General features: G+C 70.6%; 19 protein-coding genes and 1 tRNA gene. 12 read left to right on the plus strand and 8 right to left on the minus strand.

Going from position 1 to position 12,606, the window contains the following annotated elements; all coding sequences use genetic code 11:
• Positions 1–42: 42 nt before the first annotated feature.
• The gene (locus ACIA3K_RS03440) at positions 43–438 is read left to right on the plus strand and encodes a hypothetical protein (protein WP_396798957.1); all 396 of its coding nucleotides are present in this window, start codon (positions 43–45) and stop codon (positions 436–438) included.
• Positions 439–464: 26 nt separating this feature from the next.
• Positions 465–869, plus strand: coding sequence for a secondary thiamine-phosphate synthase enzyme YjbQ (locus ACIA3K_RS03445; protein WP_355051416.1), 405 nt, complete (start codon positions 465–467; stop codon positions 867–869).
• Between the two features lie 17 nt (positions 870–886).
• Here the strand turns inward: ACIA3K_RS03445 and ACIA3K_RS03450 are convergent, their stop codons facing one another.
• Together ACIA3K_RS03450 and ACIA3K_RS03455 are read right to left on the minus strand one after the other, a co-directional pair.
• Positions 887–1,360 carry a helix-turn-helix domain-containing protein gene (locus ACIA3K_RS03450; RefSeq protein ID WP_396798959.1) on the minus strand — a complete coding sequence of 158 codons (474 nt, stop codon included), beginning with the start codon at positions 1,358–1,360 and terminating at the stop codon, positions 887–889.
• A 33-nt stretch (positions 1,361–1,393) separates the two neighbouring features.
• Complete coding sequence (locus tag ACIA3K_RS03455) at positions 1,394–1,669, minus strand: hypothetical protein (RefSeq protein ID WP_396798960.1); 276 nt, start codon at positions 1,667–1,669, stop codon at positions 1,394–1,396.
• A 111-nt stretch (positions 1,670–1,780) separates the two neighbouring features.
• Here ACIA3K_RS03455 and ACIA3K_RS03460 point away from each other — a divergent pair, with 111 nt between their 5' ends.
• From ACIA3K_RS03460 to ACIA3K_RS03490, 7 genes are all read left to right on the plus strand, one after another.
• Complete coding sequence (locus tag ACIA3K_RS03460; RefSeq protein ID WP_396798962.1) at positions 1,781–3,241, plus strand: MFS transporter; 1,461 nt, start codon at positions 1,781–1,783, stop codon at positions 3,239–3,241.
• A gap of 95 nt (positions 3,242–3,336) precedes the next feature.
• Complete coding sequence (locus ACIA3K_RS03465; RefSeq protein WP_396799357.1) at positions 3,337–3,741, plus strand: MarR family winged helix-turn-helix transcriptional regulator; 405 nt, start codon at positions 3,337–3,339, stop codon at positions 3,739–3,741.
• 51 nt (positions 3,742–3,792) lie between these two features.
• The gene (locus ACIA3K_RS03470; protein ID WP_396798963.1) at positions 3,793–6,243 is read left to right on the plus strand and encodes a thiamine pyrophosphate-dependent enzyme; all 2,451 of its coding nucleotides are present in this window, start codon (positions 3,793–3,795) and stop codon (positions 6,241–6,243) included.
• Between the two features lie 112 nt (positions 6,244–6,355).
• Positions 6,356–6,793, plus strand: coding sequence for a DUF3052 domain-containing protein (locus ACIA3K_RS03475; protein WP_396798964.1), 438 nt, complete (start codon positions 6,356–6,358; stop codon positions 6,791–6,793).
• An 86-nt stretch (positions 6,794–6,879) separates the two neighbouring features.
• On the plus strand, positions 6,880–7,344 hold the full coding sequence (locus ACIA3K_RS03480) for a peroxiredoxin (protein WP_396798966.1): 465 nt from the start codon (positions 6,880–6,882) through the stop codon (positions 7,342–7,344).
• Between the two features lie 67 nt (positions 7,345–7,411).
• Positions 7,412–7,486: transfer RNA gene (locus tag ACIA3K_RS03485), tRNA-Val, on the plus strand.
• A 148-nt stretch (positions 7,487–7,634) separates the two neighbouring features.
• Complete coding sequence (locus ACIA3K_RS03490; protein WP_396798968.1) at positions 7,635–8,396, plus strand: DUF6928 family protein; 762 nt, start codon at positions 7,635–7,637, stop codon at positions 8,394–8,396.
• A 104-nt stretch (positions 8,397–8,500) separates the two neighbouring features.
• Here the strand turns inward: ACIA3K_RS03490 and ACIA3K_RS03495 are convergent, their stop codons facing one another.
• A complete protein-coding gene (locus tag ACIA3K_RS03495; RefSeq protein WP_396798970.1) occupies positions 8,501–8,848 on the minus strand; it encodes an immunity 53 family protein in 348 nt (115 codons plus the stop codon).
• Between the two features lie 159 nt (positions 8,849–9,007).
• On the opposite strand from ACIA3K_RS03495, the gene ACIA3K_RS03500 reads away from it, so the two are divergent.
• Positions 9,008–9,262 (plus strand): hypothetical protein, encoded by a 255-nt coding sequence (locus ACIA3K_RS03500; RefSeq protein ID WP_396798971.1) that lies wholly within the window; start codon positions 9,008–9,010, stop codon positions 9,260–9,262.
• 421 nt (positions 9,263–9,683) lie between these two features.
• On the opposite strand, the gene ACIA3K_RS03505 is transcribed toward ACIA3K_RS03500, so the two are convergent.
• From ACIA3K_RS03505 to ACIA3K_RS03515, 3 genes are read right to left on the minus strand one after another with little or no spacing between them, the layout of a single operon-like run.
• Entirely contained in the window at positions 9,684–10,079 is a 396-nt protein-coding gene (locus tag ACIA3K_RS03505; RefSeq protein ID WP_396798973.1) for a hypothetical protein, read from the minus strand.
• The gene (locus tag ACIA3K_RS03510) at positions 10,076–10,432 is read right to left on the minus strand and encodes a hypothetical protein (RefSeq protein WP_396798975.1); all 357 of its coding nucleotides are present in this window, start codon (positions 10,430–10,432) and stop codon (positions 10,076–10,078) included. Before ACIA3K_RS03510 ends, ACIA3K_RS03505 begins: the two co-directional genes overlap by 4 nt.
• 2 nt (positions 10,433–10,434) lie before the next feature.
• Positions 10,435–10,776 carry a hypothetical protein gene (locus tag ACIA3K_RS03515; RefSeq protein ID WP_396798976.1) on the minus strand — a complete coding sequence of 114 codons (342 nt, stop codon included), beginning with the start codon at positions 10,774–10,776 and terminating at the stop codon, positions 10,435–10,437.
• A gap of 72 nt (positions 10,777–10,848) precedes the next feature.
• Between ACIA3K_RS03515 and ACIA3K_RS03520 the strand changes: the two genes are divergently transcribed.
• The gene (locus ACIA3K_RS03520; protein ID WP_396798978.1) at positions 10,849–11,055 is read left to right on the plus strand and encodes a hypothetical protein; all 207 of its coding nucleotides are present in this window, start codon (positions 10,849–10,851) and stop codon (positions 11,053–11,055) included.
• 143 nt (positions 11,056–11,198) lie between these two features.
• Here the strand turns inward: ACIA3K_RS03520 and ACIA3K_RS03525 are convergent, their stop codons facing one another.
• The gene (locus ACIA3K_RS03525; protein ID WP_396798979.1) at positions 11,199–11,405 is read right to left on the minus strand and encodes a hypothetical protein; all 207 of its coding nucleotides are present in this window, start codon (positions 11,403–11,405) and stop codon (positions 11,199–11,201) included.
• Between the two features lie 106 nt (positions 11,406–11,511).
• On the minus strand, positions 11,512–11,751 hold the full coding sequence (locus tag ACIA3K_RS03530) for a winged helix-turn-helix domain-containing protein (RefSeq protein WP_396798980.1): 240 nt from the start codon (positions 11,749–11,751) through the stop codon (positions 11,512–11,514).
• 633 nt (positions 11,752–12,384) lie between these two features.
• On the opposite strand from ACIA3K_RS03530, the gene ACIA3K_RS03535 reads away from it, so the two are divergent.
• Positions 12,385–12,558: a hypothetical protein gene (locus ACIA3K_RS03535; RefSeq protein WP_396798982.1), complete on the plus strand. Its 174-nt coding sequence runs from the start codon at positions 12,385–12,387 to the stop codon at positions 12,556–12,558.
• Positions 12,559–12,606 lie beyond the last annotated feature (48 nt).

Below are 12,606 nucleotides of genomic sequence, written 5' to 3' on the forward strand. Positions count from 1 at the left end.
GGCCGGGCCGCCCGCTTGCCCGGGCCCGCTACGGTGCCGAACATGAATGGGCGGCGGGTGGTCAGCGGCGGCGTGATCCTCCTGCTCGGTGCGCTCGGGGCGCTGGTCTCCGTGCCGGTGCTCCTGGCCGGGGACACCGCCGTGCTGCCGATCACGATTCTCGGCGTCGGGGCGATGGCGCTCGGCGCGGTCCAGCTCCGCGCCGGACTGCGTGCGTCCGCGCCCCGACGGGGGCCTCGTCGGGTGCCCGGTCCGCGCCGACGGCACGCCGACACCAGCGTCCCCCTGACGTACTACGGCGACTCGGGCGGCGGGGACCGGTCCGACTCCGGCAGCGGCGGAGACTCCGGCGGTGGCGGCTTCTTCGGCGGCGGCGACTCCGGTGGTGGCTTCTCCGGCGGTGGTGGCGACTCCGGTGGCGGTGGCGGCGGCTCCTGATCCTCGACTGCGGCAGAATGCGACGTATGCGCAGTGACGTGATCACCGTCCAGACCGGGTCCCGGCCGGCCGTCCGGGACATCACCGCCGAGGCTCAGAGCTTCGTCTCCGGCGAGGGGGACGGTCTGCTGCACGTCTTCGTGCCGCACGCCACCGCCGGGCTGGCGATCATCGAGACCGGGTCGGGCTCCGACGACGACCTGCTCACCGCGATCGACGCGCTGCTGCCCACCGACAACCGCTGGCGACACCGGCACGGCTCGGCCGGTCACGGGCGGGACCACGTCCTGCCGGCGTTCGTCCCGCCGTACGCCACGCTGCCGGTGCTCGACGGCCGGTTGGCCCTGGGCACCTGGCAGTCGATCTGCCTCGTCGACACCAACGGCGACAACCCCACCCGCCAGGTCCGCTTCTCGTTCCTGCCCGCCTGACCGGCGCCCCTCGCCCGTCAGACCTCTCCGAGCACCCGACGTAGCTGGCCGGGCGTGTGGTCCAGGTGGGCGTGCAGCGTCCGGGTCAGGTGCGCCTGGTCGGCGAAGCCCAGCTCGGCCGCCAGCACGGCGAGGCTCGGCACCCCTTCGGTCAGCCGGTCGAGCGCACGCCCCACCCGCAGCCGGTTCCGGTAGCGGGTCACCGGCACACCGACCAGCGCCTGGAAGGACCGGCTCAGCCGGTACGGCGACACGCCGAGCGAGCGGGCCAGCGGGACGAGGCCATCGGTGTGCGGCCCACCGTCGTGCAGCGCCGAGCGGGCCGCCTCCACCATCGCCCGGTCCCGTGGCGGCGCGTCGACCGCCGGACCGGTGGCGGCACCGACCAGTCGAACCAGGCGTTCGGCGGCGGCGAAGCCCGCGTCGCCGAGGCGTACCGCCCGCAGCAGTCGCCGGTGCGCCAGGTCGATGCGGGCGTCCAGGTGCAGCACCGACGTGGCGGACCGGCCGGCGAGCAGTTCCCGCTACAGCCGGGGCGAGAGATGCACGGAGGTGCAGTCGTCGCCGCCGGCCGGGTGGGCGAACCGTTCCTCCTCGCCCGGCACCGTCAGGTAGCCCACGGTCGGGTCGACGAACTCCTCCCCGCCCCGACCGCGTCGTCGGAAGCCGCCCCGGCGGGCCAACACGATGCCGTGCGCCGTGGCGGGCTCCGGGCGCGACCAGCCGGTGTGGTCGTCCCGACAGCGCACCGCGTGGACCACGAAGTCGGGCTGGCGCACGAGGGTGTGGCTGCTGCGCATGCCGTCAGGCTAGGCCCACCCGCCGACACGACACGCGACGTCGCACGTCGGATCTGGCGGCCGCAAGGATCGTCAAGACACGCGCCCGCCCAGCTCGCCAGGGTGGCCGGCATGACTTCGACCACGACCACGCGGGGACGCCGCGCCCCGCTCGTCGTCCTGCTCACCGGGCAGGCGATGGCCTCGATGGACACCTCGATCGCGGCGGTCGCCGCCCCGACGATCCGGCTCGACCTGGCTGGGCCGCCGGCGCTGGCCCAGCTGGTGCTGGCCGGCTACACCCTGGCCTTCGCCGTGCTGGTCGTCACCGGTGCCCGGCTCGGCTCCCGGCACGGGCCGGCCCGGGTCTTCCTGCTCGGCCTCACCGGGTTCACCGTGGCGTCGCTGGCCTGCGGCCTCGCGCCGGATCCGGTGACGTTGGTCGGCGCCCGCGTCGTGCAGGGCGCCCTGGCGGCGCTCATGGTGCCGCAGGTCCTCGCCCTCATCCAGGCCACGTACGTGGGCGCTGCCCGAGGTCGGGCGATCGGGGCGTACTCGCTGATCCTGGCGCTCGGCGTCGCGGCCGGGCAGGTGGCCGGCGGTCTGCTCGTCACCCTGGATGCCGGAGGGCTGGCCTGGCGTACCGCGTTCCTGGTCAACGTGCCGGTCGGCGCGGTGCTGCTGGTGGCCGGTCGGCGGGCGCTGGCCGCCGTGCCGACGACGACCGTCCGGCCCGCGGCGCTCGACCTGCCGGGGGTGCTGTTGCTGGCCGCCGCGATGCTGGCCCTGGTGACGCCGGCGGTGCTCGGTCGGGACCTCGGTTGGCCGGACTGGTCGACGCCGGCGGGGGTGGCGGCGGGCGTGCTCGGCGTCGGCGTGTTCCTGCGCCACGAAAACCGCGTGATCCGGCGCGGTGGCACCCCGCTGTTGGACCTGGCGGTGCTGACCCGTGCCGGCGTGCCGGCCGGGCTGCTCGCCGCCTGCCTGGTGATGGGCTGCTACGCCGGCTTCCTGTTCACCCTCACCCTGCGGTTGCAGGAGGGGCTCGGTTTCACCGCCCTCGCCGCCGGGCTGGCCTTCCTGCCCTACGCCGCCGGGTTCGCGCTCTGCGGCCTCGCGGTGTCCCGCCTGCCCGTGCGACTGCGCGACGCGCTGCCGCTGCTCGGCCCGCCGCTGTTGGCGGCCGTCGTGCTGCTGGTCGCGATGCTGACGCGGCATGGTTGGCCCTGGCTGCCCGGAAGCCTGTTGCTGCTCGTGGGCGGTGCCGCGCACGCCGCCGGCTTCACCCCGCTGGTCGACCGGCTCGCCACCGCCCTGCCGGCCGGCGCGGCGACCGCGTTCTCCGCGTTGATCTCCACCGGCACCCTGCTGGCCGCGGTGCTCGGCGTGGCCGTCATCGGTGGCCTGCACCTGGCACGGCCCGACACACCTGCCGCCGCCCTGGTGACGGCCGTCCTGCTGGTGACCGCCCCGGTGGCTGCCGGGCGCTGCGCCCGCGCCCTGCGCCAGCCCGCGGGACCATCGGTCGCCACGACCGGTCCGGCGTCGTCGTCCGTCGCCGCGCCGGCCGAGGTCAGCGAGCTCGAACGCTGAGCCGGCCGGGCGGACCCGTTGCGTACGATGTCACCGTGACGCCAGCGGACGGGCAGGTGGACCGCGCCGGGTTGGCCGCCGACGTGGTGCGTCGGATGGCGCACCTGACAGCGTCCCTGCGGCATCGGCAGGGCACGGCCTTCGCCGAGTTGGGGCTCACCCCGGCGGCGGCGCGGGCGTTGCACGAGCTGGACCCGGACCGTCCCCTGCCGGCACGTGACCTCGCCGACCGGCTGAGCTGTGACCGGTCGAACGTGACCGCGTTGGTCGACAAGCTGGAGCAGGCCGGCCTGGTCGAGCGTCGGACCGACCCGGCCGACCGCCGGCAGAAGACGCTCGTGGTGACCGGGGACGGTCGCGTCGTACGGGACCGGGTGGCCGAGGTGATGTCCGACTCCCGACTCCTCGCGGGCCTGCGCGACGAGGAGCTGTCCACCCTGCGTGACCTGGTGTGGAAGGTGTCCGACGGCGGTTGGCCGGAGCCGTGCGACCCACAGTGAGTCAACCCCTGCCGGCCGTGTCCCACTGGGCGACGGTGGCCCCCGTCGGTAATGCTGTCGGACGTGACCACCCCGCAAGATCTCGACGACCGGTTCCGCGAGACGCTGGCGGCGCTGCCCGCCGCACCGCAACGGCGTGACCTCGCCGATCCGGTCACCGACGACGCCCCGCTGACCGGCACCCAACTGCTCGATCTGTTCGACGCGCAGGTGGCCAGCCGGCAGCTCGACCTGGCCGGGCGCTGGCTGCGCAGCTTCGGGGAGGGCTTCTACACCATCGGCTCGTCCGGGCACGAGGGCAACGCGGCGGTCGCCGCCGCGCTGCGCCCCACCGATCCGGCGCTGCTGCACTACCGCTCCGGGGCGTTCTACTGCGTGCGGGCGGCCCAGGTCGCCGCCGCCGCTCCGACGTCCGCCGCCGACACCCCGACGCCCGCCGTGGACGATCCGGAGCCCGCCGCCGAGGCCCCGGAGCCGGCCTCCGACGCCGAGCCGGCCGGGTCCGCGACCCCCAGCGGTGGGTTCGCGGTGTACGCCCAGGCCGCCCGGGACGTGCTGCGGGGCATGGTCGCCTCCAGCGAGGAGCCGATCGCCGGTGGCCGGCACAAGGTGTTCGGCCGGGCCGACCTGGCCGTCGTGCCGACCACCTCCACCATCGCCTCGCACCTGCCCCGCGCGGTCGGGATGGGGCTGGCCGTGGAGCGGCTGCGTCGGCTGGACACCGCCGGCCGGCGTACCGGAACGGGCGTGCGGGTCGGCAGCGGCGCCGGCGCGGCCCACGTCCCGTGGCCGCCGGACGCGATCGTGGTCGCCTCGTTCGGCGACGCGTCGGTCAACCACGCCAGCGCCACCGCCGCCTTCAACACCGCCGGCTGGTACGACCACGCCGGCCTGCGCATCCCGGTGCTCTTCGTCTGCGAGGACAACGGGCTCGGCATCAGCGTCCGCTCGCCGGAGGGCTGGGTGGAGGCGACGCTGCGCGCCAAGCCGGGCATCCGCTACTTCCGCGCGGACGGCGCCGACCCGGTGCGCACGTACACGGTGGCGCAGGAGGCGGCGGCCTGGGTACGCCGGTACCGGCGGCCCGCCGTGCTGCACCTGCGCACGGTCCGGCTCATGGGCCACGCCGGGGCGGACGCGGAGTCGGCGTACCGCAGCCCGGCCGAGCTGGCCGAGGACCTGGACCGGGACCCGGTGGTCGCCACCGCGCGGCTGCTCGTCGACACCGGCGTGGCGACCGCCGACGAGCTGCTGGCCCGGTACGACGAGACCGGCTGGCAGGTACGCCGGCTCGCCGAGGAGGTGCTGGGCGAACCCAAGCTGGCCTCCGCGGCCGACGTGGTGTCGGCGCTGGCGCCCCGCCGCCCGGTGCGGGTCGCGCGGGCCGTGGCCGACGCGGCGGCCCGGGCCAGCGGGCCGGGCGCGGCAGCCCGCGAGGAGGCGTTCGGCGGCAAGCCGCCCGAGCTGGTCGGCCCGATGACCCTGGCGCAGAGCATCAACGCGGCGCTCGCCGACGGGCTGCTCGACCATCCCCAGATGGCCGTCTTCGGTGAGGACGTGGCCGCCAAGGGCGGGGTGTACGGCGTGACGAAGGGCCTGCGCGACCGGTTCGGGGCGGCCCGCGTCTTCGACACCCTGCTGGACGAGACCTCGGTGCTGGGCCTGGGCCTCGGCGCCGGGCTGGCCGGGATGCTGCCGGTGCCGGAGATCCAGTACCTGGCGTACCTGCACAACGCCGAGGACCAGCTCCGTGGCGAGGCCGCCACCATGCAGTTCTTCTCGCGGGGCGCGTTCCGCAACCCGATGGTGGTGCGGGTGGCCGGGTTGGCGTACCAGGAGGGGTTCGGCGGGCACTTCCACAACGACAACTCGGTGGCCGTACTCCGGGATGTTCCCGGTCTGGTGGTCGCGGTGCCGGCGCGGCCGGACGACGCCGCGCCCATGCTGCGGACCTGTCTGGCGAGCGCGGCGGTGGACGGCAGCGTGTGCGTGTTCCTGGAGCCGATCGCGCTCTACCACACCCGGGACCTGTACGCCGATGGCGACGGTGAGTGGCTCGCCGGCTATCCCGAGCCGGGCTCGTGGGTGGCCGGGCACGTGCCGATCGGTCGGGCCCGGGTCTACCGGGTCGGCTCGGCCGACGACCTGACGATCATCACCTTCGGTAACGGCGTGCGGATGTCGCTGCGGGCCGCGGCCGTGCTGGCCGAGGAGGGCGTCGGCACCCGCGTGGTGGACCTGCGCTGGCTGGCGCCCCTGCCGGTGGCCGACATCATCCGGGAGTCCTCGGCGACCGGCCGGGTGCTGGTGGTGGACGAGACACGCCGGTCCGGCGGGGTCGGCGAGGGCGTCATCGCCGCCCTGGTCGATGGTGGATATGTCGGCGCAGCGCGGCGGGTGGCCGGAGTTGACTCGTTTGTACCATTAGGTCCGGCGGCACGTCATGTTCTGGTCTCCCCGGAAGCCATTACCGACGGTGCCCGTACGCTGCTGGCACGGTAAATTCCGTTCCACCCGGTGCGCCACTTGCGCGCAGACCCACAACTGTGTGGACTTTGCCTGACGGCGTCGGTCCGACGCCGCGAGCAGGGACGAGATGAGGAGGCACGCGACAGTGAGCGCGACCGCTGGTCAGGCCGCCGACGGGGTACGCAGCCTGGCGGACCGGTTCGGGATCGAACCGGGGATGGTCGTCATGGAGATGGGGTACGACGACGACGTCGACCAGGATCTCCGCGACGCCCTGACCGACCGCTGTGGAGATCTGGTCGACGAGGACACCGACGAGGTGGTCGACGCGGTGCTCGTGTGGTACCGCGACGGCGACGGTGACCTCTTCGAGCTGCTCGTCGACGCCCTCGGCCCGCTGGCCGACAACGGGGTCGTGTGGCTGCTCACCCCGAAGGCGGGGCGTGACGGGCACGTCGAGCCGAGCGAGGTCGCGGAGTCCGCGCCCACCGCCGGCCTCCAGCAGACCTCGACCGTCAACGCCGGCCGGGACTGGAGCGGCGCCCGCCTGGTGCTGCGCCGAGGGGCCAAGGGCAAGAAGTAACCCACCCTCGTCCCCTCGCGCCCCGGCGGTTCGCCGCCGGGCGCGCTGGGCTGACCTCGTCCCCCGAGTCGACCCGAGGAGTTCGCATGCTGATCGAGGTGGGCGCCGAGGCGCCGGACTTCGTACTCAAGGACCAGAACAACCAGCAGGTCCGACTCTCGGACTTCCGCGAAAAGCGCGCCGTGCTGCTGGTCTTCTACCCGCTCGCGTTCACCGGCACCTGCCAGGGCGAGCTGGCCGAGGTGCGGGACAACCTCGACGAGTACGCCAACGACGACGTCCAGGTGCTGACCGTCAGCGTCGACTCGGTCTACAGCCACAAGATCTGGGCCGACCGGGAGGGCTACCAGTTCCCGCTGCTGGCCGACTTCTGGCCGCACGGAGGCGTCGCTGCGGCATACGGGGTCTTCAACGACGTGGCCGGCATCGCCAACCGGGGCACCTTCGTCATCGACAAGGCCGGCGTGGTCCGCTTCGCCGAGATGAACGGCCCCGGCGAGGCCCGCGACCAGCAGCGCTGGCGCAAAGCCATCGCCGACCTGACGGCCTGATGCGGTCGGGCCGGCGGCGAGCAGGTAGGCTTGCCAGCCACCGGCCCGCCGCAGACGGGGCGATCCGGGGCGCGTAGCTCAGCGGGAGAGCACTCGCCTTACAAGCGAGGGGTCGCAGGTTCGAAACCTGCCGCGCCCACCAATCACCAACAGCCAAAACCCCCCGGATCACTGCCCGGAGACCTTGGTTACAGATCGGTCTCAGGACGTCTGTGACCCCTTTGGCTAGACGATCATGTCCGCCAGGTGGCGCGCGAAAGGTGGCCCGCCGCAGAACTGGAGGAAGCGACGTGGGCGCGAAGACAGCCCTTCTGGCGTTCGCCGACGGCGACATCCGTCCGGCGCTGCGCGGCGCGACGCGGTCGGAGCGAGCCGAGACCGAAGCGTCGGTACGTCAAGTCCACCCCGGCTACGTGGTCGAGCCCGCCGATGACAACACCTTGCTCGAGGGCACCTACCCGCCAGATGACTTCATGTACGCCACGGTCATGGCCGGGGTAGAGCTGTACTGCGACCGACGGTTCATGCTCGATCGCCCGTCTGAGCTACCGGAGCACCTGCGCGGCGCTGGAGCGGGCCGCCGAATCATCGTCCACGGGATGCACTCGGTCGTGGACTGGCTCGGCTTCGCGGTGTGGGAGGACGGCGTGCTGGTCAGATCGCTGAGCCTGTCGCCCGATGGCGGCATCCGAGAGAACATCGGCAAGCCCTACGACTTCGAGTTGCCGTACTGGGCCGGTGAACATCCCGTCGAGCCCATGCCCGGCTGGCACAACCAGGACCCCTACCCGTTGCCGTTCCATCCCCTCGACCTCGGCGAGGAGGCGTTACGTGCGCTATTCGGTTTCATCATCGAGGGCCATCCTTCCCCCGACGACATCGACGCTGACGCCGTTCATCTGCACGGCTTTCGCGTGACCGACCCGTCCAACGAGGAACAGGCAGCCCGTGAGGCCGCATACGCGGGGGCACTACAGACCATGGGACCGCCTCGGAGGTACCGCATGGGACCAGACGGAACCATGCACGAGGTCAGCCCCGACGGCTACTGATTCACCTACCCCGCACACCAGCACGAGCGTCATGCAGGTTCTGATACTGATCTGTCACGCACGTCCTGAGACCCGACACCGGGCTGCCGGAGAAGTGGACGCGCCTATTCCTGCCAGGCCTGCGGCCGGGCCACGCGGGTCGCAGTCTCCACCCACTGCCGAAACAGGTGTAGCGCCTCGCCGAGGTTGAGTGGCCCACACGCTGCCCCGAACTGGTCTTTCTCGACCCAGGTCAGCACCCAATCGTGCTCGCTTCTACGGATCTCTTGCCGCTCGTAGGCCATTCCCGACAGTGCCGTATCGCCCAGGTCGATGCGGACCGACCACCCGGGGTTGTCGAGCGTCTCGATCCGAATGCCGTACTCGTGTTCCCACTCGCCATCGCACTGAGTCGCGTACCAGGCTTGCAGCCAGGACCAGACCCCCGGCGCTAGCTCGTCGTGATCATGCATTCCGTAGTCCTGGTCTCGCTGTGGTCGTCAGCGTCAGGTAAGGGTAGGTCTCGCGGGCGATGTAGCGCAGCGTCGGGATGACGAGTCGCTCCACGCGTGAGCCGAGGATCATCCTGTGTCGGTGATTGCCCACCGGATCTGACGAGCGGCGAGGTAGAGGTGGGAGCGCTCTGCCATCTCATCGACTATGCGCTCCTCGCCGGGGTTGTCCAAGTCGAGGTGGAGGAGTCCGGCTTCGTCCTGAACGAGCTGGGGTTTGTCGTCGAGCACCCAGGAGAAGGTGCCGAGGTCCACGACCTTCCAACGGGCAAGGCGCGAGAGCTCGATGTGGAGCTGTACCCATCGAGTCTGACCGACACGCCGGACATCCAGAAGTGCGACCGCAGACTGCTGAGCGCGTTCCCCGTAGCTTGACCTGAAGGTCAACTCTCTGAGGCAACCATCGCCAAACTCCACCCCGTCCAGAAGATCGTGAGCCGTTGCCGGGAGGAGTGTTCGCCAATGCACCTGAACCACCCGGCGAAGATTACCTGCGTCCCATCCGCACTGGGGGATACCGGCCAGGCAGCCGCGGGTGACATTCCGCCGTGCCCGTTGCGTGCCCGATCTCGCGGTCGATGACGGGTAACCACGGTCAGCGCCTGAGGCAGGTGGCGTGCCTGGCTAGCAGTGACGGCAGGTAGCGAGGCTGCTCTCGGTGCGGTGCCGAAATTCCTGAACAGATTCGCCATGCCACCTAGGCCCGTCTTAGGTGCGGCACCAGCGCGGACAAGCTCATGCCGTTTCCAGCCGTCGGACGGCAACCTGTAGTGCCTGGTCGAGCGACGTCAGTCAGCTACCGGGGCCGCTTGTCCTCGACGTGTATGACGTCGAGCTCATGCCCGTCCTGGTCGCGCTTGTGGCGTCCATAGAGGCCAACGGCCAGGTCGCTGCTGTCCTGGACTTCGTCGGGCCCCATGTAGGTCAGCACGTCGTTGTGATGGCCGTAGACCACCCATCCGGGACCGGGATCGAGAGTGATGGTGCTGAAGTCTCCGGCAGATGAGCCGACGTGCACGGGGCCGTACTCCCGCAGGATCTCGATGGCCTGAGCGGCGAGGTCGGCGCTGGGTCCGGGAGCTGGTAGTACGACGCACGTGCCGTGGGCGAACACGACCCAGGATTTGCCATCCCCTCGGATGATGCGACGCCAAATTCCGGCCAGATCCTGCTCCGACATGACGATGATCATCCCTGAGTTGGTGCACCAGCGCCAGCGGCGATCAGATGCTGCCCTCGGGGCACGATGGCGACTCGCCGTCGGACACGCTTCGCGTGAAGGATCTGGTACCTCAGGCTCTCGATCTCAACGACGGCACACTCGTCGCCTGTCTCGTCGACGGAGGACGACTCCACTGTCACCGGCCAGCCTTCCTTGTCGGCCTTGTAGAGCCAGACCTCCAGGGCGCGTTGCTTGCCGTCACGTGCTGACACCTGGGCGATGATCTCGATCGGGTCAGTCCGGTTCTCCATCGTCGTCCTTCGCCCTGGATTGAGATCGGTGGGTAACAGCGGGTGCAGGTCAGGAGCATGCGCGAGCCGCATGCTCAGCGCCTAGTCGAAGATTTCGCGCGCCCTTTCCTGACGAGAGCGGCGAACGCGCCAGCGCACAAGATCGAACACGTGCCCATGATCAGTGCCGCGAGCGGGTCGCTCTTCGGCCCGGACAGAAGGCTCGCCGACGTCACTCCGAACACGATGGCAAGAATGGGCAGCACGACTCGTGTCACGGCGCGGTGATGACGCCGATTATGTGCGGCGTTGATCTGGCGCTGCTCAGCGGTGAGATCCTTCGCCCACGGCGTGTTGAAGGGCCAGTTGGCGACCCAGATCACTACACCCAACCCCGCAACGATAATCAGCGCCGCCAGGACGGCTTTGAGGGTCATGCGCTACCTCCTGCGAGCCGTGATCAAAGCAAGGGTGGTGGTACTGGTCGTCGTGCGGCGGACAATGACGGCGTGGACAACACGTGGCAGTCGATCGACGACATGATCGTGCGAGGACGACTCATCGTGGCGATCCAGGCGATCCGCCAGGCCGAAGAGTGCAGCCTCCAGCGAACGATCGACCTCTTCACGCAGCGCGGTGAACTTCTACGGCGGACGAGACCCCACGACTTCCAGGACCCCGCGACGACTACTGGCATGGCGTCCACAGTCCAGTAACAGGATCCAGCGGTCACACCCATCTATCGCAGGCCGGTGTCAGCGTCGGGCCGCACGCTCTGCCCCTAGCTGCTGGAGTTCTGGCCCCGCCGCCACACGTCGCCCTGTGCGCCATGTCGCTCGGCCGCGTGCCGCTCCTGGGCCTATCTCGCATCGCGCCCCGCAGCCGAGTCGTCATGCGACGAGAGGCGCTTCCGATCGCGCCAACCGACAAAGACGAACACCGCCATCAGCAATACGACGAGCGCTCCCAGAGAAACCACCAGACTCGTCATGCCATCGAAGCTACCGGGCGCGCGCCAGAGTCCGAGCTGTTGGCCGAACAGTTCGACGAAGTGGATGGCGAGCACATGAACGGGGCTGGACGAACGCTTCCTCACCGCCGGCGCGGGCCCGGCGACGGTCGTCTTCGTCGCTGGCGACCGCTTCAACACGGCGGCCTAAGTTCAGCCCCGGCTATTCCGCGACGAAAACTCCCACGCCGGGCAGGGTCTCGGTCATACCCTTGATCCGTAATACCTGCATGGCGCGGTCGATCACCGGCTCGGTGACCCCGTAGTGCTCGATCAGCTCCCGCCTACTGGGCAGCTTGGAGCCGGGCTGGAACTCGCCGGACGCGATGCGTTGGGCGAGGTCGTCGGCGATCTGTTCGTAGCGGTAACGCGGTGGCACCTGGTTCTCCTCGGTTGGCAACACGAGTAGACCACCTACGTCAGCCCTTGACTACCCAACGGTACCTGTGGGAGGTTGCCGAAGAGGTCGATTCCCTCGGTTGGCACTGTGGGTCGCCCTCGCTGGCGTGGATGTCCGGCGCGTCCCCCGCGCTCGGGCATCCACGCCCCCAGATTGCTACGGCACGAGGAGGCTGCAGTGCGTCCTTTGACTTGGGCAACACGGCAGACCACGGCGCGAGCGGGAGTGGCGAGCTGGTGAAGCGTGTCTCGTACGACGAGTACGTCTTGGCGGTCGCGTTGACTCTGGCTCGCCGTCACCGGCCCGTCTGGTCCTGGCGACATTGGCGGCGTAACTGCCGCTGCGGAGGCGAGCTGCCATGCCGAAGCCGCCACCGCATTCCGATCAACCGCGGCCACTGGCCCGACCAGGGCGGCCCGCAGTGACCACTCACCGCCCGATCAAGCCAGCCTGGACGTGCGGCGGCTGTGCGGAGGAGTGGCCGTGCCAGACCCGGTGCCGAGAGCTGCGAGCCGAATACGACAGGGCCCCGGTGTCGCTGGCCTTCTACCTGGCGGCCCATCTCGTCGACGCCGCCCAGGACCTGGACCACGTTCCCGCCGGCCACCTGCACTACCGCTTCCTCGGGTGGACCCGATGAGCATCCTGCGGCCCGGCGACGACAAGTTCCACTACAGCGACGGCTCGCACAGGTGGATTCCGCCGGCCCCGGACTACGACCAGAAGGTCTGGGACGAGCAGGTCCGCCAACACAAGCAGGGCCACCTCAGGAACGAGCGCCCGAAGGTCCGCATCCGGCGCCTCGTCTGACGGCAGCGAAGTACAGCAATCGGTCAGCCGAACCGAGCCTCCGTGAAC

The sequence above is a fragment of the Micromonospora sp. NPDC051543 genome, from assembly GCF_044454415.1.
In the GTDB taxonomy this organism is placed as follows: domain Bacteria; phylum Actinomycetota; class Actinomycetes; order Mycobacteriales; family Micromonosporaceae; genus Micromonospora.

Bases quoted from the DNA above. Each gene is read 5' to 3' on its own strand.
- ACIA3K_RS03460 (WP_396798962.1), top strand. From the start codon at position 1,781: ATGACTTCGACCACGACCACGCGGGGACGCCGCGCCCCGCTCGTCGTC.
- ACIA3K_RS03470 (WP_396798963.1), top strand. From the start codon at position 3,793: ATGCTGTCGGACGTGACCACCCCGCAAGATCTCGACGACCGGTTCCGC.
- ACIA3K_RS03535 (WP_396798982.1), top strand. From the start codon at position 12,385: ATGAGCATCCTGCGGCCCGGCGACGACAAGTTCCACTACAGCGACGGC.
- ACIA3K_RS03495 (WP_396798970.1), bottom strand. From the start codon at position 8,848: ATGCATGATCACGACGAGCTAGCGCCGGGGGTCTGGTCCTGGCTGCAA.
- ACIA3K_RS03510 (WP_396798975.1), bottom strand. From the start codon at position 10,432: ATGCGGCTCGCGCATGCTCCTGACCTGCACCCGCTGTTACCCACCGAT.
- ACIA3K_RS03480 (WP_396798966.1), top strand. From the start codon at position 6,880: ATGCTGATCGAGGTGGGCGCCGAGGCGCCGGACTTCGTACTCAAGGAC.
- ACIA3K_RS03465 (WP_396799357.1), top strand. From the start codon at position 3,337: ATGGCGCACCTGACAGCGTCCCTGCGGCATCGGCAGGGCACGGCCTTC.
- ACIA3K_RS03440 (WP_396798957.1), top strand. From the start codon at position 43: ATGAATGGGCGGCGGGTGGTCAGCGGCGGCGTGATCCTCCTGCTCGGT.
- ACIA3K_RS03455 (WP_396798960.1), bottom strand. From the start codon at position 1,669: ATGCGCAGCAGCCACACCCTCGTGCGCCAGCCCGACTTCGTGGTCCAC.
- ACIA3K_RS03505 (WP_396798973.1), bottom strand. From the start codon at position 10,079: ATGATCATCGTCATGTCGGAGCAGGATCTGGCCGGAATTTGGCGTCGC.
- ACIA3K_RS03515 (WP_396798976.1), bottom strand. From the start codon at position 10,776: ATGACCCTCAAAGCCGTCCTGGCGGCGCTGATTATCGTTGCGGGGTTG.
- ACIA3K_RS03445 (WP_355051416.1), top strand. From the start codon at position 465: ATGCGCAGTGACGTGATCACCGTCCAGACCGGGTCCCGGCCGGCCGTC.